This is a genomic window from Halomonas sp. GXIMD04776, assembly GCF_049808615.1.
Lineage (GTDB): Bacteria > Pseudomonadota > Gammaproteobacteria > Pseudomonadales > Halomonadaceae > Modicisalibacter.
Genome location: NZ_JBNCAN010000028.1, coordinates 30,009 through 50,115, shown reverse-complemented (window position 1 = coordinate 50,115; position 20,107 = coordinate 30,009). Strand labels below are relative to the sequence as shown.

The 20,107-nt window shown below is 60.8% G+C and carries 14 protein-coding genes; 6 read left to right on the top strand and 8 right to left on the bottom strand.

The window, feature by feature from the left end:
* Positions 1 to 436: 436 nt before the first annotated feature.
* From ACPF7Z_RS16960 to bcsE, 8 genes are all read right to left on the bottom strand, one after another.
* Positions 437 to 1,174, bottom strand: coding sequence for an outer membrane protein (locus ACPF7Z_RS16960; RefSeq protein WP_425194441.1), 738 nt, complete (start codon positions 1,172 to 1,174; stop codon positions 437 to 439).
* A gap of 150 nt (positions 1,175 to 1,324) precedes the next feature.
* The gene (gene rluB, locus ACPF7Z_RS16955; RefSeq protein WP_425194440.1) at positions 1,325 to 2,194 is read right to left on the bottom strand and encodes a 23S rRNA pseudouridine(2605) synthase RluB; all 870 of its coding nucleotides are present in this window, start codon (positions 2,192 to 2,194) and stop codon (positions 1,325 to 1,327) included.
* Entirely contained in the window at positions 2,191 to 3,129 is a 939-nt protein-coding gene (gene scpB, locus ACPF7Z_RS16950; RefSeq protein ID WP_425194439.1) for an SMC-Scp complex subunit ScpB, read from the bottom strand. The genes rluB and scpB overlap by 4 nt, the downstream gene beginning before the upstream one ends.
* Positions 3,126 to 4,031, bottom strand: a complete 906-nt coding sequence (locus ACPF7Z_RS16945; RefSeq protein ID WP_425194442.1) for a segregation and condensation protein A — start codon at positions 4,029 to 4,031, stop codon at positions 3,126 to 3,128. The genes scpB and ACPF7Z_RS16945 overlap by 4 nt, the downstream gene beginning before the upstream one ends.
* A 92-nt stretch (positions 4,032 to 4,123) precedes the next feature.
* A complete protein-coding gene (locus tag ACPF7Z_RS16940; protein WP_425194438.1) occupies positions 4,124 to 5,983 on the bottom strand; it encodes a DEAD/DEAH box helicase family protein in 1,860 nt (619 codons plus the stop codon).
* A 60-nt stretch (positions 5,984 to 6,043) separates the two neighbouring features.
* The gene (bcsG, locus tag ACPF7Z_RS16935; protein WP_425194437.1) at positions 6,044 to 7,705 is read right to left on the bottom strand and encodes a cellulose biosynthesis protein BcsG; all 1,662 of its coding nucleotides are present in this window, start codon (positions 7,703 to 7,705) and stop codon (positions 6,044 to 6,046) included.
* Positions 7,692 to 7,883, bottom strand: a complete 192-nt coding sequence (locus ACPF7Z_RS16930) for a hypothetical protein (protein ID WP_425194436.1) — start codon at positions 7,881 to 7,883, stop codon at positions 7,692 to 7,694. The genes bcsG and ACPF7Z_RS16930 overlap by 14 nt, the downstream gene beginning before the upstream one ends.
* Positions 7,880 to 9,475 carry a cellulose biosynthesis protein BcsE gene (gene bcsE / locus ACPF7Z_RS16925; protein WP_425194435.1) on the bottom strand — a complete coding sequence of 532 codons (1,596 nt, stop codon included), beginning with the start codon at positions 9,473 to 9,475 and terminating at the stop codon, positions 7,880 to 7,882. The genes ACPF7Z_RS16930 and bcsE overlap by 4 nt, the downstream gene beginning before the upstream one ends.
* A gap of 174 nt (positions 9,476 to 9,649) precedes the next feature.
* Between bcsE and bcsR the strand changes: the two genes are divergently transcribed.
* The 6 genes from bcsR to bcsC are packed head-to-tail and all read left to right on the top strand — an operon-like array spanning position 9,650 to position 20,069.
* Entirely contained in the window at positions 9,650 to 9,853 is a 204-nt protein-coding gene (bcsR, locus tag ACPF7Z_RS16920; protein ID WP_425194434.1) for a BcsR/BcsP family cellulose biosynthesis protein, read from the top strand.
* Positions 9,850 to 10,575 (top strand): cellulose biosynthesis protein BcsQ, encoded by a 726-nt coding sequence (gene bcsQ / locus ACPF7Z_RS16915; RefSeq protein WP_425194433.1) that lies wholly within the window; start codon positions 9,850 to 9,852, stop codon positions 10,573 to 10,575. Before bcsR ends, bcsQ begins: the two co-directional genes overlap by 4 nt.
* Positions 10,572 to 13,148 (top strand): UDP-forming cellulose synthase catalytic subunit, encoded by a 2,577-nt coding sequence (gene bcsA, locus ACPF7Z_RS16910; protein WP_425194432.1) that lies wholly within the window; start codon positions 10,572 to 10,574, stop codon positions 13,146 to 13,148. Before bcsQ ends, bcsA begins: the two co-directional genes overlap by 4 nt.
* Positions 13,149 to 13,183: 35 nt before the next feature.
* Positions 13,184 to 15,424 (top strand): cellulose biosynthesis cyclic di-GMP-binding regulatory protein BcsB, encoded by a 2,241-nt coding sequence (bcsB, locus tag ACPF7Z_RS16905; RefSeq protein WP_425194431.1) that lies wholly within the window; start codon positions 13,184 to 13,186, stop codon positions 15,422 to 15,424.
* A 2-nt stretch (positions 15,425 to 15,426) separates the two neighbouring features.
* Entirely contained in the window at positions 15,427 to 16,518 is a 1,092-nt protein-coding gene (gene bcsZ, locus ACPF7Z_RS16900) for a cellulose synthase complex periplasmic endoglucanase BcsZ (RefSeq protein WP_425194430.1), read from the top strand.
* Positions 16,515 to 20,069, top strand: coding sequence for a cellulose synthase complex outer membrane protein BcsC (gene bcsC / locus ACPF7Z_RS16895; protein WP_425194429.1), 3,555 nt, complete (start codon positions 16,515 to 16,517; stop codon positions 20,067 to 20,069). Before bcsZ ends, bcsC begins: the two co-directional genes overlap by 4 nt.
* The last annotated feature ends 38 nt before the right edge of the window (positions 20,070 to 20,107 follow it).

Here is a 20,107-nt window from a genome sequence, read left to right as displayed (position 1 = left end):
CGTTCTGAAACCAAAGAACTGATCAAAAAACCATCAAATTAGAGGCTTGGGCGCGGCAACGGCCCGCGCCCTCGGAATCTGGGCGCTGCTGACCAGCCCGGTGCAATATCCGGGCTAGCCGTGATTCATAAAAGGCGGCATGTGAAGCCAGAAGATATTTTGAGGGAGAGCTAGAGGGCGGGCTCAGTGGTCACATTCAACACCTGACCCATCGGGGGCCATGTCTCAAGAACCGTTTTGCCACTTTTCTATCTGCGCCCGTTCGACATTAATCCGCCATAAAAGCAGCGAATCGCGATACGTGACCAACGACTGGATCAGATAAAAAAACCGACGCCAGGGTTTCTGGCGTCGGAAATGTTCATGATCAATGAACATGAAGCGAACTTACATCGACAGGCTTGGCTTCGAGAGCCACCTTTTTACTGACGATTTCTTAAAACGAGTAGCGCAGGCCGGCAGCAAAGGTATCGGCTTCCATATCGTCCAGATAGTCGGCGGTATCGATGTCGTGGATGCGCTCCCAGCGGCCGTAGGCGGCCACGGTGTCGGTGAACTGGAATGATGCGCCCAGGCCGTAGGTGGCGGTGAAATCGGAGTCGCTGTCGGAGCCACCAATACGCGTCCCGGATCTTGGGACTTCGCCGCGCAGCCCTTCCTCAGCGTGATAATCGGTATCGACGTAGGCGACACCCAGCAGGGCTTCCAGCGAGAAGCTCTCGGTGATCGGCAGGATGCCGACCCCGCGCAAAATCACTGCGTCCGACTCATAGCCGCCGTCGAAGTAGCCAGAGCCATCGACATTGCCTCCGATCGGATCGGTGCCGGCGATGGCTACTTCACTACCGTAGGTAGCTTCACCGAGGTCCTTGTAGGCCAGTTCTGCAGCGAAGTTTTCATGGAAACGGAAGCCGATGCCGATTCCGAAGCCGGAATCGCTGTCGTCAGAAGAATCGTTGCGGGTTCCGGTCAGATCCCCACCGAGATCATTCCCTTCCTGTACCCATCCATCTAGTTCGTTCGCAACAGAATCGGCAATTGCTTCGCCTTCGCTCGATTCGAGTTGAGAGTGATTGTATTCACCAAACACATAGACGCCCTGAGCCTGAGCGGCGGTTGAAACCGAAGCGGCGGTGGCAATGGCGAGGGCGATGGCGATGGCGACTTTCTTCATTTTCTTTTCCTACGCTGCTTGAATAGTGCTGAGATTAAGTGAATGTCCCAAACTAATAACGGCAACGAGAAAATGAACTTTAGAAATTAATTGAAAAAGGCTTGCCCCATTCACGGGGCAAGCCTTTGCCTTAAAAACCCGCTCAACACTTCAGCGCTTACGCCGCGGCTCCTTGGGTTTGCGCATGGCGCGCACCGGGCGGCGCTTGTTCTTGTCGCGGCTCCAGCGGTTCTGTTCCTCCGGGGTCATGTCCGGCACCTTGCGCGGCTCCAGACCCGCCAGATTGGAAAGATCGTCGATCTCGTCCTGGGTGAGTTCGACCCATTCGCCGGCCTTGGCCCGCTTGTCGATGAAGATATTGCCGTAGCGCACCCGCTTCAGGCGGCTGACAGTGAGCCCCTGGGACTCCCACAGCCTACGCACCTCGCGGTTGCGCCCTTCCATGATCACCACGTGAAACCAGGTGTTGATGCCTTCGCCGCCGAACTCCTGCACGTCGGTGAAGCGCGCCGGGCCATCCTCGAGCATCACGCCCTCGACCATGGCCACGACCTGCTCGCGCTTGACCTCGCCCATCACCCGCACGGCGTATTCGCGCTCCACCTGAGTCGAGGGGTGCATCAGGCGGTTGGCCAGTTCGCCGTCGGTGGTGAACAGCAACAGACCACTGGTGTTGATGTCCAGGCGGCCGATGGCGATCCAGCGCTCGCCCTTGAGGCGCGGCAGACGCTCGAACACGGTGCGCCGGCCTTCCGGGTCCTTGCGGGTGCACAGCTCGCCTTCGGGCTTGTTGTACATGATGACCCGGCGCGGCACTTCCTCGGCGCCGCGCAGGTTGAGCGGGCGATCGTCGAAGGTGACCTTGTCCCGCGCCTCGATGCGATCGCCCAGGGTGGCGACCTGGCCGTTGACCTTGACGCGCCCGGCGCTGATGGCGGTTTCCATCTCGCGGCGCGATCCCAGGCCGGCGCGGGCGAGAACCTTCTGCAGTTTTTCGGTGGTGCTGCTGGGGGTAGTCATGAGTCGGACGTTTTCTCGTCTGATGAGTGTTCCACGCCCGCGAGGCCGTCATCGTCGCTTTCGCTCTCGACGGTCTGCTTGGTGCGGGCGCGTTCGGCCAAGCGCGCTTCGAGATCGGCGAAGCTGAGTCTCGGCCGGTCGGACGCCATCCCGGCGTGGGTTTCGTCGTCGGCCGTCCCGGCCGTCGGTTGCTGTTCTTCCAATGGCTGCAGCGTTTCTATGCGCTGTGGCATTCGCTCCTGTTCTTGCTGCTCGTCTTTCCTGGGTTCGTCTTGCCTGGGTTCGTATTGCCCGGCTGCATCTTCCTGCGGCTGCGCTTGCGATTCCCCCGTGTCATCCGCGGGGGTAGTCGCTCTCGCGGCCTGGGCATCGAGTTCGTCCTCGTAGTGTGTCTCTTCGAACATGTCGAAGCCCTTGAGTTCGTGCATCGGCGGCAAGGCGTCCAGGGTCTTCAGGCCGAAGTCGTCGAGGAACTGACGGGTCGTGGCATAGACCGCCGGGCGCCCCGGCACATCGCGATGGCCAACCACGCGAATCCAGCCCCGTTCGCTCAGGGTGCGCATGATCGAGCTACTGACCGCGACGCCGCGCACTTCCTCGATGTCGCCGCGGGTGACCGGCTGGCGATAGGCGATCAGCGCCAGGGTTTCGAGCAGCGCTCGCGAATAACGCTGCGGGCGCTCGTCCCACAACCGCGAGACCCAGGGCGACAGACGCTGACGGATGCGCACCTGGAAGCCGGAGGCGGATTCGATCAACTCCAGCGCCGAGTTCTCCAACCGAGTGGCCAGTTCCGCCAGGGCATCGCGCAACTCGCTGCGGGGAGGGCATTCCCGTTCATCGAACAGTCCTTCCAGACGCTCCACCGGTAGTGGCTCGCCCGCCGCCAATAGCGCCGCTTCGAGAATCTCGTCGAGCCGAACGCTATCGTTCATGCGTCCTCCTCGAAAGCGCTTTCGCCGTCTTGGTCGTCGCCGACCACGATATCATCGAGATCCTCTAATGCCTCCACGGGCTGACGCGCTCGCACATGGATCGACGATAGCGGCGCATTCTGCACGATCTCGATCATCATCTCCTTGGCCAGTTCCAGGATCGCCATGAAGGTCACGATTACTCCGGCGCGCCCTTCCTCGAGGCTGAACAACGACTCGAAGGAGGTGAAGTGTTCGTGATTGAGGCGCTCCATGATGGCCAGCATGCGATCTCGGGTCGAGAGCACCTCGCGGCTAATGGTGTGGGACTGGTTGAGCTCCGCGCGGCGAAGAATACCCGACAGGGCGCTCAGAAGCTCGTCGAGCTCGACCTCCGGATGCACCACGCGGGTTTCCAGCGCCGGCAGCCCCGCACTGGCGCCGAACCAGTCCCGGCCCAGGCGGGGCAGCTCGTCGAGCCCTTCCGCGGCGAGTTTCAAGCGTTCGTATTCTTGCAAGCGCCGAATCAACTCGGCGCGAGGATCCTCTTCACCATCCTCGTGGTCTTCCTTGGGCGGGCGCGGCAGCAGCGTTCGCGACTTGATCTCGGCGAGCATCGCCGCCATCAGCAGATACTCGCCGGCCAGCTCGATCGCCATCGCCTTCATCAACTCGACGTACTCGATGTACTGATGGGTGATGGCGGCGACATCGACAGTGAGGATATCCAGGTTCTGGCGGCGAATCAGATAGAGCAGCAGATCCAGCGGCCCCTCGAAGGTCTCGAGGAAAACCCGTAGCGCCTCCGGCGGAATGTACAGATCCTGGGGCAGCTCGGTGATCGGTTGATCGTGCAGACGCGCCAACACCGCCGCCGTTTCCTGAACGGCGGCCTGATCCGGCGATTCGACGATATCCGACATGTCACTCACGCTTGCAGGCACTCCTGGCTGATTCCGCGCCTGCAGAGTGTAACGAAACTAGACGCTGGGCAGAACGCCGAATTGCCATGCTTTCATGCTTCTTCCCCAGCGGCGGCGGCCTTGCGATAACGCCCTGTGTAATTGAAAAGCTTCTCCCGCACCTGCCAGTGGCGCCCTACCCGACGACCGATGACAAAATCCGGTGCCTTGAGACGCCGCTGCTCGGCGATGACCGCTTCCGGCGAGGTCGGCCGCCAATCCGTTCCGGGTGCCCGCAGATGATGGCGGAGAAAGGCCGCGACGAAGGCACCGCGTTGAGCAGACGTTTCCAGGGCGAACCATTCATTCAGGGTCGCACCGTCCTCGTCATGATAGGTCACCTTGAGTCGAGGCAGACCGCGACCATTCACGGTCGCGTCGAGTTGCATACCGCTGACTCGCAGCACCCGGGCCTCTTTCAGGCGCAGTGCATCCTTCAGCTTGTCGTCCGGGTCCACCAGCCGTTCGCCACAGCCGTGACAGCGACGCGCGGCGATGTCGTTCTCGGCACCGCAGGCCTCGCAGGTCTTGAAGCGAAAGCGGAACGAACATTGCTCTAGCGCAGGCGAAGTCGGTTTTGATTTTGTGCTTTTAGCGCGTGGTCGGGCGCTATCAAAAGCGCGGGGATGGGCGCGATTAGAAAGCACAAGCCCTTGGCAGCGCCGACCATGATGCTCGATGACGATATCACCATCCCGCTTGCCCCAGAACAGGTTGGCATGACCGCAGGCCGGGCATTCCACCTGCACCGGTTCGCTGTCGCTGTCGGGTTTGGGAGCGCCGATCTCCGGGGCATAGAGATCCCAAGGGTTGCCGGCGTAATCGAGGATCAGACAATCCGTCTTGTTCGGTGCCAGGCGCAGTCCACGTCCGACGATCTGCTGATAGAGCCCCACGGATTCCGTGGGCCGCAGGATGGCAATCAGATCGACATGGGGCGCATCGAATCCGGTGGTCAGCACCGAGACATTGACCAGATACTTCAATTGCTGCGCCTTGAACGCCCCGATCAGCCGTTGACGCTCTTTCGAGGATGTTGCTCCTGTGATCAGCGCCGCCTCACCGCCAGGTAGATAACCGAGAATTTCCTCCGCGTGATCCACGGTGGCGGCGAACAGCATCACCCCGCGGCGATCTCGGGCACGAGCGACGATCTCCTCGATGATGGTAGGTGTGGCCCGGTTACCGCGTACCACCCGATTGAGTTCTTCCTCGGCGAACAAGCCCCGCACGTTGGTCGCAAGTTGAGAAAAGTCGTAACGTTCGACCGCTGCATCAATGCGCGTCGGTGGCGCTAGATAACCCTGTTTGACCATCAAGCGTAGGGGCTGTTCGAACACACAGGTCTGGAAGAAGCAGTCCGCCTCGCCTCGTACCATGCCGTGATAATGACGGTGATAGATGAAGCCCTGACCCAGGCGATAAGGGGTGGCGGTCAGGCCGAGAATCTTGAGCCGCGGATTGGCCTGACGCAGATGATCGATGACCTGACGGTAGCTGGCGTCCTCGTCCGGCGACACGCGGTGGCACTCATCGATCACCAGCAGGGTGAAGCCACCGTCATTAAAGGCATCCAGGTTGCGCACCACGGACTGCACGGAACCGAACACCACCTGGCGGCTGGACTCCTTGCGCTTGAGACCCGCGCTGAAGATGTCCGCTTGCAGACCATAGGCCTGGTACTTGGCGTGATTCTGCTCCACCAGTTCGCGCACATGGGCCAGCACCAGCACCCGCCCCCGGGCCAGTCGTGCCAGCTCCGCGATCACCAATGACTTGCCGCTGCCGGTGGGCAACACGACCACCGCCGGGTCGTCGGTCTCGCGGAAATGCTCGATCACCCGCGTCACGGCCTGGTGCTGATAGGGCCGCAACGCAGGCGGTGTGATGGCCTTGAGAGTGCTATCCGGCATGACGCTCCTTGGTTAGGGGATCGCTGAATATTCAGTCAGTGGTTCCCAAAGGGCGTCATTCTACTGCGGATAGGCCATCCATCCATCGCCTTTCAAACGGATGTAGGGCGTCTCATTCACCGGCATCACCACCACGCCTTCATTGGATGACACCGGCTCGGTGGTAGGCAGATCCGCGGTCAATGCCTGCCAGTCCACTTCCCGCTGCGCGTAGACATCTTGCTCCAGGAAACGCTCGACCAGCTCGGATACCGCCAGATAGCTGCTCGGCGCCTCGATGTGGATGGGCGCTCCCTCCCGGGGCTGCTCCAGACCGGTGAGTTTGACGCCGACGGGCACATGGGTGATCGATGGCGTCGGTATCTCGCGCATGCCGGCGAACTGCATCTTGTCGCCGCTGAGGGCCGCCCCGTGTTCCGGTACGATCAACACTGCCACCTGACGCCCTTCGCTCTCCAGGCGTTGTAAAAACGCCAGCAGATCATCGAAGAGTTGACGCAGCAACGGCTCGTAATCGGCAAAGCCCTTTTCGCCGACGATACGATTGCCGTCGTGCAACGTGACCGTGTTGTAGAAAGTGGCGGTGGGGTTGTCCCAGTCCTGCTGCGCCATCCAGGTATCGAACATATCGCGGTCGCGGTATATCGGTGAGTCGTCGAAGGCGGTCATCTGCGGCTTGAGGCTATTCTGGGGTAGCATGGGTGCCTCGAGACCGCCCTGCTCGCGAATCGTCTTGAGATAGTCGTCGAACACACCGTCGTGGTTGAGCGCCAACTCCGTGGCAAACCCGTGCTCGGCCAGGTTCTCGAACAGATGGCACTGCTGTGGCGTCTGGCCGTAGAGTTCGCCGTGAGGAATCTGGCCACAGCTGGCACGCAGTAGGCGCAGGCTGGCAGGACCACTGTAGGAGGTGGCCGAGTTGAAGTTGTCGAAGACCACGTCCAGATAGTCGAACAACGGGTGATTCGTGACCCCGGCTTCCGACATGTCATCCCAGGACAGCGAACAGACATTGACGATCAGCACATCGAAGGGCTGCCCCGGAGCTGTGGAAAAAGGCGTCTGACGTTCGCTCTCGCTGCGGTAGAAGGCCTTGAGTTGAGCATCGAGTTCGGCGTCATTCGGGGTGGCAGAAGCACGGGGCGCGGGCGCTGCATTCTGCTCGACCGCCGCCACACCGTTGGCGCTCTCCTCCGCTGGAACCGTGGTGACGGTTGCCGGGGTGGGTAAAAAAGAAGTCGCGCTGACCATGCTCAGCACCGGCAACAGGGCAATCCAGATCAACCCCAGTACCACCGGCACCGTGACGCGAACCCAGCTTGCAATGAAGGCATAGCCCACCGCCAGCACGAACAGCACCGCCATCCAGTCCCAATTGATAAAACGGCTGGCCAGCTCCAATAGATAGTCGAGGCTGAAGGCGGATACCTGGGAGGACTGGGCCAGTAAGCGACTGAAGGGCGGCAACCAACTATCCTGATAGAACAGGGCCACCCCGATGGGAATGGCTACGAGGTGGCGCAGCCGATGCAGCCAGCGCGGCGGCAGGGGCACCAGCAGGAAGGCGGCAAAGGCAAGATTGGGCAGCGCCTGAAACCCGATCACCCCCTGCCAGTAGAGGGCCAGTTTGAAAATGAAATAAACATTCCAGGCTCCCAACCCACGCCAGTAGCGACCGGTTGGGGAAGACGTTGTTTCCATCGTCTGTTCAGCGTGACTCATCGACACTTACATCCTTGTTGACCGCCGCTTCCTTGCCATCCATCCGCCGTCGCACACCGAGCCGAATCAGATGGCGCGGGCGACGCGGCCAGGCCCGAAACAGGCGGTGCCCTATCCAAGACAATGCCACACCCAGTAAAACGCCCCCCAGTGCGATCAGCGCCAGTAGCTCATTCATGACGGCGTCTCCACCGCCAATGTCAGGGGCGAGGTTCTAGGGACGGTGTGGTAGTGCTCGAGCCGTGCTTCATTCATGACATCGGAGCCATGCTCAACCTCTGCCACTGCGGGCAGGCTTTGCCGCTGCGTCCAGCCAAGCCGCGTCAAACGCTGTATTTCCTCAGCGATCGCGGCATGGCCTTCGAACACAGTACGTTCGCGGAAGAGCGTCGAGATGGGTAGACCAAACAGACGCTGCAGCGCCATATCGCTGTCGCTAGGTCGGCAGCCGAAAAGAAACAGATAGACACGCCCTTCCATTAGAGTAATGACATCCCCCTGCCGATGAATGTGACAGTGAGCAATCACCCGAGAACCCGATAGTCCTCCCGCAGGAACGAGCGTCACCAGGAGTCCTGGCGCCAGGCGAGCGGACTCACTTTCCAACCAGACCCGCAATTGATCGATGAACGCTGCCGGCGCACAGCGCCCATTGGCACCGACAGGGCGCATCGCCTTGATCAGCCTCTCCACGTCGTCATTCACTGGGCGCGTCAAGCGCTGACCTTGCAAGGCTTCGAGACTGCTCAAGAGATGAGAGAACCTCATCTTGCTGCGCACCACCATATTGATACCACTCAGGATCAGTAGTCGCTCGTCCTGATAGCGCAGGCACGGCACGATTTCACGCACCACCAGCTTGAGCGCACCACCCCGGGATTTGCGCAGGCCGTGCAGCTTACGCACCAGCGACTCGATGTCCTCGCTTTGTTCGATACTGACGATCACCGTAGCCGCCCGCGCTCGCAAGGCTCGGGCGATGACCTCATCGACCTGTTCGAAAACTTGCCAATCGCCAAAGGACATCGGCGTGTTGGCAAACGCCGAACGCTGAACGAGATACAGGTGTTCGTCACTGCTCCCACGAGGGGAAGACGCAGTATCGTGCTCTCTGCGCCAGCCGACAGAGGCCGGAGTAAGGAGCATGTCGTCCACACCGCAGACACCATGGTCGCTGCGCCAATAAAGCAGATGACACTGTGCTTGATCGGCATTGGGCTGCAGATGCATCAAGCCATCCATGACGTCGTTGTAGGTCTCGAATCGCTCGCGCAGCGCCAGGCTTTCGGCGCCATACGCCAAGAGCAACAGACACATGCCTCGCTTGGCGAGCCACAGATGCCAACGCCAGCACCAGCGCCGTAATGCCCGCGGCTTGAACGCGACCAAGGCCGATGCCGGTATCTCGAGAACGATCAGGCGCGGGGCACCGCGCTTGCTACGTATCCCCGAAAGATCCTCGGGTAGCGCGTGGAGCGCCTCGTCCAGGCGCTTGTCGGGTAACGACCACTGCGTCAGTGTCTTCGGTCCGGCATCGACAGGCAGCACCTGAAGCACATCACGAACATGCTCGTTTAGCGCTATCCAGTCAGCAAGCGTATCACCGGGTTGGGCCAGCAATACGCCCTGGGCCATACGCTCAGCCTGATCCATTGAATCCGCCAGCACGGCATAAAAGCCCGGACAACGCAGAGCATCGAATTCCGGCAATGCCTCTTGCAATCCCAAGGGGAGATGATGGCGCTTCGATACAGTATGCAATCCCTGCATGCGGTGAGATTCCCATTACTTATTTAATTAAACCAATATTATTGTAAACAAAACTTACTGGGCTTAAAATTACGCGCCTTTGAATAATTCACTGAAACGTAACAAAAAATTCATAAAAACATGAATTCATTCCATTTTTAAATTATTAATTAACCCGGTAATTTGATTTTTAATATGATTAAAGAAAAATCGTTTATAAAAACAAACCAAAAAGAATTAATAAAATACGACGAAGATATTTATTTGTTGTTAGAAAAATCAGACTTGACAGAATTCAACTATCGCAATCTGGCACAGCTCGAACGGATAAAAGCGATCGCCGCACGTTGGCCCCTGCTCGCAGAGCTCAGGCTACAGCATCGAGATCCTTCGCAATGATCGTCGTGGCAGTCCAAGGCTGTCGCGGCGGTACCGGTGCCAGCAGCATCGTGGCAGGGCTAGCCCAGGCGCTGGTCCAGGCAGGGGAACGCGTATTGTGCATCGATCTTGATCCGCACAATTTGCTGCGTCTGCATTTTAACCACGACTGGCATGACGACCGGGGTTGGGCCAATGCCGTGAACGCCGGTCAGGCCTGGCACACCCATTCCTTCGCACTGGGATCGCTCCTGCACTTCTTGCCCTATGGCTACGGTGATAGTGAATCTTCGGCAGCGATGCAATCCGCTTCACAAGGAGACGCCTGGTCGCGACGTTTGAGAGAGCTCGACGGTGATACTTATCGCTGGGTGTTGCTCGATATGCCCGTCACTGCGTTCACGCGGCGGCAAGATGACTCCTTGACGGATATGGTTCTGACGGTGGCTCATGCCGACCCTGCCTGTCACGCCCTGCTGGCCAGACGCGAATTTCACGAAACCGATTATCTACTGGTCAATCGCTTTGCGCCTTCCAGCGCCTTGCAGAACGATCTGTACACGCTGTGGCAGGCACAGTATTCCGATTGGCTACTGCCCTGGACCATTCATCGGGATGAAGCGATGTTCGAGGCATTGGCACACAAACAGAGCATCATCGCTCATCGACCCGACAGCCTTGCGGCTCAGGGGGTTCGCAATCTGGCGTCATGGCTACTGGCCCGCCATGAGGAAGCCGCATGAGCTTTTGGTTGCACCCCGGCGCAGGAGACCGCTGGAAGCATCACTATCGCCACCTGCGTGATGAGCGCGGCGCTACCCCGCTGACGGCGGCGACACTGACTCTGGCCTGGGTCATTGCCTGGTGTCTTTTGCCGCTGGAATCCAAGCGCTGGCAACGCCTTCTCTCGACGCATTCCGGAAGCTTTGCGCACTTGCAGCAACGCCGCCCGGGTATTGCCGATCCGTTGCGCTATGGCCTTCAGCTAGTGTGGCTGATGCTCGTGCGTCCACGCCGCTCCGCGGATACGCCTCGGCATGAACGATTCAAACCAGTGAGCCGTGCTCGCGAGGCTCTGCATTCCTGGGCAAGGAAGGTAGCGCAACCTATCTCCGGCCACCTGCGCCCAACGCTACGCAATCTTGATCCCGTGGATCGCGCAAGCAGCACTACACAGAACACCCCTTGGCTCCTGGTTTTGATGGGGGGAACGACCGCCATATTAATGCTGCTGGTCATCACCCAGCCCTTTACTCTGCCAGCCCAGGCCTTGTTTTCCGTGCTGCTATGGATCATGGCGTTGATCGTGCGCCGGTTACCCGGGCGTTTCTCCACCCTGATACTGATCGTGCTGTCGCTGACGGTGTCCTGTCGTTATCTATGGTGGCGCTACACCTCGACGCTCAACTGGGACGACGCCCTGGACATGACCTTCGGCTTGCTTCTGCTAGGTGCCGAAACCTATTCCTGGCTGGTGCTCGTACTGGGGTATTTCCAGACCCTATGGCCGCTCAACCGCAAGCCGGTAGCCTTGCCCGAGGATACCCACGAGTGGCCAAGCGTCGATCTGATGATTCCTACCTACAATGAGTCTCTCGAGGTGGTGCGGCCCACGGTGCTGGCGGCACTAGGACTCGACTGGCCCAAGGACAAGCTCAACATCTACCTGCTCGACGACGGTAAGCGTTCGTCATTTCGTGACTTTGCTGCAGAGGTAGGGATCGGTTACATCACCCGCAACGACAACAACCATGCCAAGGCGGGCAATCTCAATCATGCGCTGACCCTGACCCAAGGGGATTACATCGCCATCTTTGACTGCGATCACGTCCCGCAACGCTCCTTCCTGCAGATGACCATGGGCTGGTTTTTGAAGGACCCCAGGCTCGGCCTGGTACAGACACCGCACCATTTCTTCTCACCAGACCCCTTCGAGCGCAATCTCGATCGCTTCCGGCGCATGCCCAACGAGGGCACCCTGTTCTACGGCCTGGTTCAGGATGGCAACGATCTGTGGGACGCAGCCTTCTTCTGCGGTTCCTGTGCCGTGCTCAAGCGTCGTGCCATCGAGGCTATCGGCGGCTTCGCGGTGGAGACCGTCACCGAGGACGCCCATACTTCGCTGCGCCTGCATCGCAAGGGCTTCACCTCCGCCTATCTGCGCATTCCGCAGGCCGCGGGGCTTGCCACCGAGAGCGTATCGGCTCACATCGGTCAGCGCATTCGCTGGGCGCGGGGCATGGTCCAGATATTTCGACTCGACAATCCGCTTTTCGGGCCTGGCCTGCGCCTGAGCCAGCGACTGTGCTACGTCAATGCCATGTTGCACTTCTTGGCGGGGGTGCCGCGACTGATCTTCCTGACCGCGCCGCTGGCCTTCCTCTTGCTGCATGCCTACATCATCTACGCACCGGCCTTCTTGCTGCTGGCCTTCGTGATCCCGCACATGCTGCATTCCGGTCTCACCAACTCGCATGTCCAGGGGCGCTATCGTCACAGCTTCTGGAGCGAGGTCTACGATACGGTGCTGGCCTGGTACATCGCTCTGCCCACCACCGTGGCGCTGATCAATCCACGCAAGGGCAAGTTCAACGTCACGGCCAAGGGCGGTCTGGTGGACAAGCAGTACTTCGACTGGGGCATTTCGCGCCCCTACCTGTTGCTGATCCTGCTCAATCTGTCGGGCGTCGTGGCCGCGGCCTGGCGCTTGCAGAATGGGCCCGCCGACGAGATTCCCACGGTACTGGTGAGCCTGGTCTGGGTGTTCTACAACCTGGTGATTCTGGGTGGCGCCATCGCCGTGGCGGCGGAGGCACGTCAGGTAAGACGTAATCATCGTGTCAGGGTCACGCTGCCCGCGGCGGTACAGCTCCCTGGCGGCTACGCCTATCCCTGCACGCTGCAGGACTATGCTGAAGGCGGCCTGGGCATCTACCTGCCGGCGGCCGACCTGGTGAAAGTCGGCGACACCCTCACCCTCCTGTTGCGCCGTGGTCAGCAAGAGCACGCCTTCACTGTCCGAGTAGTCAATGCCAGCGGTGAGCGGGCCGGGCTGGAACTGGAGAAGATGTCTCTCGCTCAGCACATCGACTATATCCAATGCACCTTCGCCCGGGCGGACACCTGGTCCTTGTGGCGTGATGACCTACCACAGGATCGCCCCATGAAAAGCATGGTGGACGTGATCTGCCTGGGTTTCGAAGGCTACCGCCGGCTCTTTCAGCATGCGCCTCGTGGCGTGCGCGCCCCTGTCTCCTGGCTAGGGTCTTTCATACCGCAACGCCCCCGCGAGGCGACTGGATCGTCATCCATATAACGGACTAAGTCTCATCGAATAGGAATGTTCACGACATGCGTCATCGCTGGATTTTATTGTCATTGTTGATTGCCCTGCCGGCCTGGGCGCAATCGCCATCGTCTCCTTCCGTCAATGCCCCGGAGGCTGCCCGGCAAGGGGCACCGACGAAGAAGCACACCTTGTCTCTCGCGGAGCTGTCTCAGCGCGATTTGGAACTGAGTGGCATGTCGCCTCAGCGCCTGATCGAATTCAAGATACGCAGCGATCAATTGGTGAGCGAAGCCACGCTGGAACTCGGCTATACCCCCTCGCCTTCGCTATTGGCAGATGTGTCCCACCTCAAGGTCTACCTCAATGATGAATTGATGGGTGTGGCGCCCATCGAGGCAGGCGCACCGGGGGAAACCCAACGCCAGACGCTATCCCTCGATCCTCGCTTGATCAGCGATTTCAACCGCTTGCGTCTGGAACTGGTCGGCCATTACAGCAAGATCTGTGAGGATCCGACCCATTCCAGTGTCTGGGTCAATGTCGCCGGCGACAGCACGCTGACCCTGCAGCAGCAGACGCTCCCGGTGGCCAACGATCTGGCCAATCTGCCGTTGCCCTTCTTCGACGACAGCGACGACTCCCCTCTGGAACTGCCCTTGGTGTTACCTCCCAGCCCGTCCCTGGACGCTCAGCGCGCGGGCGGTATCGTGGCTTCTTATTTTGGTGCCCAGGCCAATTGGCGCGGGCAACGTTTCCCGGTCTCCTTCGATACGCCTCCGGCGCAACACGCCATCGTACTGGCGACCAACGAGCATCGGCCAGCCGTGCTGGCCGATTACCCCGCCGTCGACGGACCCACTATCGAAATGATCAGTCATCCCGACTCGCCCTATGACAAGCTGCTCGTGCTGATGGGGCGCGACGACGCCGAGCTGGTCACCGCCGCTCAGGCACTGGCCCTGGGCAATACGTTACTGCGGGGCCAAAGCGCGCGTATCGACGGGCTCGACACCCTGGAACCCCGCAAGCCCTACGATGCACCGGCCTGGATAGTCACGGATCGACCGATAACCTTTGCCGAACTGATCGACTATCCCGAGCAGCTGCAGACCCAGGGCCGCACCCCCAGACCCCTGAACGTCGATCTACGCCTGCCGCCGGATCTGTTCATCTGGCAAAACGAGTTGATCAAGCTGAAACTCGATTATCGCTACAGCCAGCCGGTGAAGGACGCCACTTCCCGGCTCGATGTCAGCATCAATGACGAGTTCCTGAAATCCTTCGTACTCGATCAGGATGGCAGCGAGGGTGAGCGCAGCCTGCTGCAGGTGCCGCTGCTCAAGAACTGGCTATTGCCTGAACAGGAAGCGGACATTCCGGCCTTGAAGGTCGGCACCCGCAATCATCTAACCTTCGACTTTGCGTATGCCAATCGTGTCGGCATGTCCGGCTCCGAGGAGCAGTGTCGTCCGCTCATCTCGGTGCCTCATCAGGCCGGCATCGACAAGAGCTCGAGCCTCGACTTCTCGAGCTATCCGCACTATCTGTCCATGCCCGCCCTGCGCACCTTCACCCATGCCGGCTTCCCTTTCAGCCGACTGGCGGATCTTTCTCAGACCCTGGTGATCATGCCCACGTCACCTTCTGAGCTCGAGCTGACGGCACTGTTCGACAGCCTGGGGCGTATCGGCGCCCAGACCGGCTACCCCGGGGTGGCGCTGAAGCTCAGCGACGATTGGGCGAGTGCCGAGAAGACCGATGCGGACATTCTCGCCCTCGGTTCCCTCCCGGACAACCTGGATGACAGCGCTCAGATCGTGGCCCTGGGCGATGATGCCCGCAGTCGCTTGCGCCTGGTCTCGATCAGCGAGGATGACAACACACCTGATGCAACGCAGACCGATGCCGTAGATCGAGAGGTCAGTGTAACCGCTCATGGCCCCATCGCCGCCTTGGTCGGGCTGAAGTCACCCTACTTCGATCAGCGCAGTATCGTTGCTCTGTTGGCCAAGACGCCGGGCGACTATCGTCTGCTCAATGCCTCCATGAACGATCCTGTGGTGATTTCCCAGATACGCGGCTCGATCGCGGTGATCCGCGATTCCGGCGTGCGCAGCGACGTGGTGGGCGAACGCTATCATGTGGGCGAACTGCCCTGGGCCACCTGGCTGTGGTATCACCTTTCCACCCATCCCAAGCTGATGGCCGCCATCGCTGTGATTGCTATTGTGTTGATGGCGCTGTTGCTGTGGGTGCTGCTGCGTCGTTTGGGTACGCGGCGCCTGAGTCGTGACGAGGACTGACCATGCGCATGTTGCTGTGTCTATTGGGGCTCTGGTTGTTGGCGCCAAGTACCCAGGCCGCAAGCGTCGAATGGCCAGCCTGGGAGCGTTTCAAGAGCGCCCTGATCAGCGATGACGGTCGGGTGATCGATGTCTCCGACGAGCGTCTGATCACCACCTCGGAAGGCCAGTCCTATGCGCTGTTCTTCGCCTTGGTGGCGAATGATCAGGACACCTTCGCGCGTCTGCTCGCCTGGACTCAGAATAACCTCGCCAAGAGCGACCTTGGGGCAAGGCTGCCGGCCTGGCTGTGGGGACACGACAAGGATGACAATCGCTGGGGGGTGCTGGATGCCAACAGTGCTTCGGACGCGGACCTGTGGATTGCCTATTCCCTCCTGGAAGCCGGACGCCTATGGCAGCGCCGCGACTATCAGGTGCTGGGCACGCGCCTGGCTCGGCTCGTCGCCGAGCAGGAAGTCGCCGATCTCGAAGGCTTTGGGCCCATGCTGCTACCCGGCAACACGGGGTTCGCAGACCCTCCCCTGTGGCGTGTCAATCCAAGCTATGTACCGCCTCAGCTGCTCCGCCGTCTGAGCGTGCTGGGAGCCCCCTGGCCCGCCATCGCCGATAACGTGCCGGCCTTGCTCAAGGGCACCGCACCCAAAGGATTGGCACCGGACTGGGCAGCTTGGCATGCAGATCACGGCTGGCAACCCGATCCAGTGCATGGCGTCGAGGGCGACTATGACGCCATCCGGGTCTATCTATGGCTGGGCATGCTGGCCGAGGACGCGCCCGGTCGCGAGTCGTTACTGGTGCATTTTGCCCCCATGGCACTACTGACCAAACGTCTCGGCGCACCGCCGGAAAGCATCGATGCCCAGAGCGGCGAGCATGACAACACCGCCAACACCAGCTTCTCCGCGGCGTTATTGCCCTTGCTTGCCGACACCTCATTGCTCGAAGAACAGCGCCAGCGCCTGCTCGACAATCCCCCCGCGGATGATGCCTATTACGCTCAGGTACTGACCCTGTTCGGGCTGGGCTGGGACCGCGGACGATATCGTTTTGCCAATGATGGCACTTTGCAACCTGAATGGAGTTCACCGTGAAGCCGACCCCCCGCTCCCATTGGCCCTTTTCGCTGTGTCTACTGGCCAGCGGCATGACCGCGGCCCCGCTGCATGCCCAGACCGGCATGGAGCCCCTCCCTAATGAAAATCAGGCCAATGATGCCCGAGCCGATAAAGCGCTAGCGAATGAGAGCCAGGCCGTGGCCCCGCAAGAATGGCTGCTGCAACAGCTGCGCCTAGGGGAGGCACGTCACAACGATGTATTGGTGAAGCAGGCCCTCGAACGCCTGCAGATCATCGCTCCGAACGATCCCCGGGTGCTTCAGGCCCAGGTTCGCAAGGCAGTGCGCGAAGGCGATCTGGAAGAAGCGCAGCGTCTGGTGGATCGTCTGGCTGAGGAAGCGCCGAACAGCGACGCCTATCGCATGGCTCGGCTCAATCTTGCCTTGACCGACCCCGAACAGCGAAGTGCTCTGAGCAAGGCGCGGTTGCTTGCCACCACCGGTCAGGCGGAACAGGCCAAGTCCATTTACGACGACGTGCTGGCAGAGGGGCTGCCGACGTTGCCCCTGGCGCTGGAATACTGGCAAGTCGTCGCCCAGTTGCCCGATGGCACACCCCGGGCCATTAACGAGCTGCAAGCCTTGGACAACCGCTATCCGCAAAGCCCGGAGCTGCGCTTTGCCCTGGCGCGCCTGCTGTTCAGCGTCGATCGCAACGAAGAGGCTTTCACGCGTCTGGAACAACTCGCCGACAATCCCTATTCCCGTAAGGACGCCGCTCGCCAGTGGCGTGATGCCCTGCGTGAAATGGAGGCAAGCGAGGAGAGTGTGGCCGCCTGGCAGCGGTTTTTAAATGTGTTCGGCGACACGGATTACGCCGAGGAGGCCCAGCAAACCCTGACAGATCATCGCGATCTGCTTGCCGATCCCAACTATCAGGCCCGCCTGCGTGGTCTGGCGCGTAATGAAACCGAGGGCGGTGACGCGGGCGAGGCCGACATACAACGCGCCCTGGCAGCATATCCAGAGGATATCGAACTACTCGACGCACTGGGCACCATTCGTCTACGTCAAGGCCGTCACGAAGACGCCCTGGCACTGTTTCGGCGTGGTCAGCAACTCGACGACAGCCCCTACGCCAGTGATAAATGGAACAATCTGATCGCCACCGCCACCTACTGGCAACAGATCGAGCGGGGTGATGAAGCTCTGGCCAACGGAGATGATCAGAGCGCCGAACAGGCTTTCGAACTGGCTCGACAACAGATTCCCAAGGCCAACGAAGCCTGGCTCGGCCTGGGGGATGTGGCCCGCTACCGCAATGAGCGGGACAATGCCGAGCGCGCCTACCGCCAGGCGCTGCGTCTCGAGCCCGGCTACACCACGGCGCTGGAACGACTAGCGGCACTGTATGCCGAGCAATCTCCCCGGGCTGGGCTCGATTTCATCGAAAGCCTGCCTCCTTCGCAACAGGCCGCTCTGGAAGGCACCCGGCGCCGTTTGCAGATCGCCGTACTGCGCGCGGAGGGTGAAGAGCTGATCGCCCAGTCGCGTTGGTCCGAGGCCAGCGGACGCTTCGCGCAGGCCAGAAAGCTCGACCCAAGCGATGTCTGGGTGACCTATGCCCTGGCCAATGCGCTGGCGGCCCAGAGGCGCCAGACCGACGCGGATCAGGCTTTCCGCGAGCTCTTCTCCCATCTTGAGACACCGGAAGAACGCGCCCAGGGTCGTTATGCCCAGGCGCTCTATCTTTCCAGCGACGATCGCGACATTCTGGCCCTCGATGCCCTGGATCGTATTCCAGAAGATCAGCGGGACGACAGTGTCCTGGGTCTGCAGACACGACTCGAACGCAGCCAGTTGCTGGAACACGCCGAGCAACGCCGTGCCCAGGGTAACGAAGCCGGCGCCATCGCCATGTTGCAGGGCGCCCCTACCCATGTCGATGTGACCTTGCGTTTGGGCGATTGGGCTCTGGAACGCAACGATTACGCCACAGCGCAGGGGTATTATCAGCGCGCCCTGCAACTCGACACCGACGATACCGCCGCGCGCCTGGGCCTGATCGACACTGCCCTCGCCCGAGGCGACCGGAGCGTCGCTCGCCGCCAACTCGAGACGCTCGACCCGGCACCGGAGGACTTGAATGCGCGGCGGCGTCAGATCAATGCCTGGGCGGCGCTGGGCGAAACGAGGCGCGCCCAGAGCATGATGGACGAACTGCTCGCCGATGAAACGGCATCACAGGATGCACTGACCCTGCGTGATGCGGGTCGTCTGGCCGAGGCTCAAGGCCAATCGTCTCAGGCGCTTCAGCGTTATCGTCAGGCCATGGTTGCCGCGGAGCTGGGCGATCAGGAAAGCCTGGCCGACGATGCCGCCTTCACCCGCCAGACACGCCCCCGCCCGGGAGACGACTGGCTGGTGTCCAGCCTGCGCTCCTCTGCAGCCGAGGTTTATCAATCCCAGAACACTCGGGTTCGTTACGGTCATCAACGGGAAGACGAAAGTGGTACCGCGGGGGTCTCCGAGCTGACCACGGACGTCGACATGCTCGAAGTCGATACTCCGCTGGCCGGGGGACGCGGGCTCCTGCGTATCGATCGAGTGCGACTCGATGCAGGGCGCTTGGACGCCGAGGCAGACGGTTTCAATCGCGACACCTTCGGCACCTGCGCCGAGGCCGGTTGCAACGACGACTTCAATCAGCAGCAGACCGGGGTCAGCGTGGGGATAGGCTGGTACAACGAGACCTGGCGCGTCGACATCGGCACGACCCCGATGGGATTCGAGGTCACCGATGTGGTTGGCGGCATTCAATACAACGGCGACGCGGGTCCGCTGTGGTTCGATGCCACGATGTCCCGGCGCGCGCTGGACGATTCGCTACTGGCCTATGCCGGGGTCGAGGACCCTCGTACCGGCATCACCTGGGGCGGGGTGCGCGCCACCGGCGCAAGCCTCGGGCTGGGCTATGACCAGGGCGGCCCCTGGGGCGTCTGGTCGAAGTTCGGCGCTCACCATCTCGACGGGGAGAATGTCGAGGACAACACTCGCCTGCAGGCCATGGGGGGTGTTTATCGCAAGCTGATCAATCGTCCGGACGAACGCTTGAGTGTGGGGGTCAGCGCGATGTTCATGCATTACGACAAGGAACTCGGCGGCTACAGCCTGGGTCAAGGTGGATACTACAGTCCTCAACGTTATGCTTCGCTGGCACTGCCGGTCACCTATGCCCGACGCACCGAGGAGTGGTCCTGGGAGGTCGGCGCCTCGGTCTCGCACTCCTGGACCGATAGCGACGACAGCCAACGCTATCCGCTCGGGGGCAGTGAGGTGGCATCCCTGAGCGATGCCAATGCCTTGCGCACCGGCGGTAGCGGAGGCGATGTGGGCTATGGCCTCAGTGGCCAGGTCGAGCGCCGGTTGGGCAACCACTGGGCGGCGAGTGTGGGCTTTGCGCTACAGGAGGCTGAGGACTATTCACCCAACATGTTCAATCTGACACTGCGCTACAACTTCGCTGCCTGGCAAGGCGAGCTTGATATTCCGCCATCGGCCCTATCGCCTTACTCGGAGTTCGATTGATCCTGCGGTGATGGCGTAGACTGTGCCACCCACTAGAC

What these genes read in the sequence shown, in the direction of transcription:
- bcsA (WP_425194432.1), top strand. Translation starts at nt 10,572, where the DNA reads ATGAGCTTTTGGTTGCACCCCGGCGCAGGAGACCGCTGGAAGCATCAC.
- bcsB (WP_425194431.1), top strand. Translation starts at nt 13,184, where the DNA reads ATGCGTCATCGCTGGATTTTATTGTCATTGTTGATTGCCCTGCCGGCC.
- bcsE (WP_425194435.1), bottom strand. Translation starts at nt 9,475, where the DNA reads ATGCAGGGATTGCATACTGTATCGAAGCGCCATCATCTCCCCTTGGGA.
- rluB (WP_425194440.1), bottom strand. Translation starts at nt 2,194, where the DNA reads ATGACTACCCCCAGCAGCACCACCGAAAAACTGCAGAAGGTTCTCGCC.
- ACPF7Z_RS16940 (WP_425194438.1), bottom strand. Translation starts at nt 5,983, where the DNA reads ATGCCGGATAGCACTCTCAAGGCCATCACACCGCCTGCGTTGCGGCCC.
- ACPF7Z_RS16960 (WP_425194441.1), bottom strand. Translation starts at nt 1,174, where the DNA reads ATGAAGAAAGTCGCCATCGCCATCGCCCTCGCCATTGCCACCGCCGCT.
- bcsZ (WP_425194430.1), top strand. Translation starts at nt 15,427, where the DNA reads ATGCGCATGTTGCTGTGTCTATTGGGGCTCTGGTTGTTGGCGCCAAGT.
- ACPF7Z_RS16930 (WP_425194436.1), bottom strand. Translation starts at nt 7,883, where the DNA reads ATGAATGAGCTACTGGCGCTGATCGCACTGGGGGGCGTTTTACTGGGT.
- ACPF7Z_RS16945 (WP_425194442.1), bottom strand. Translation starts at nt 4,031, where the DNA reads ATGTCGGATATCGTCGAATCGCCGGATCAGGCCGCCGTTCAGGAAACG.
- scpB (WP_425194439.1), bottom strand. Translation starts at nt 3,129, where the DNA reads ATGAACGATAGCGTTCGGCTCGACGAGATTCTCGAAGCGGCGCTATTG.
- bcsQ (WP_425194433.1), top strand. Translation starts at nt 9,850, where the DNA reads ATGATCGTCGTGGCAGTCCAAGGCTGTCGCGGCGGTACCGGTGCCAGC.
- bcsR (WP_425194434.1), top strand. Translation starts at nt 9,650, where the DNA reads ATGATTAAAGAAAAATCGTTTATAAAAACAAACCAAAAAGAATTAATA.
- bcsG (WP_425194437.1), bottom strand. Translation starts at nt 7,705, where the DNA reads ATGAGTCACGCTGAACAGACGATGGAAACAACGTCTTCCCCAACCGGT.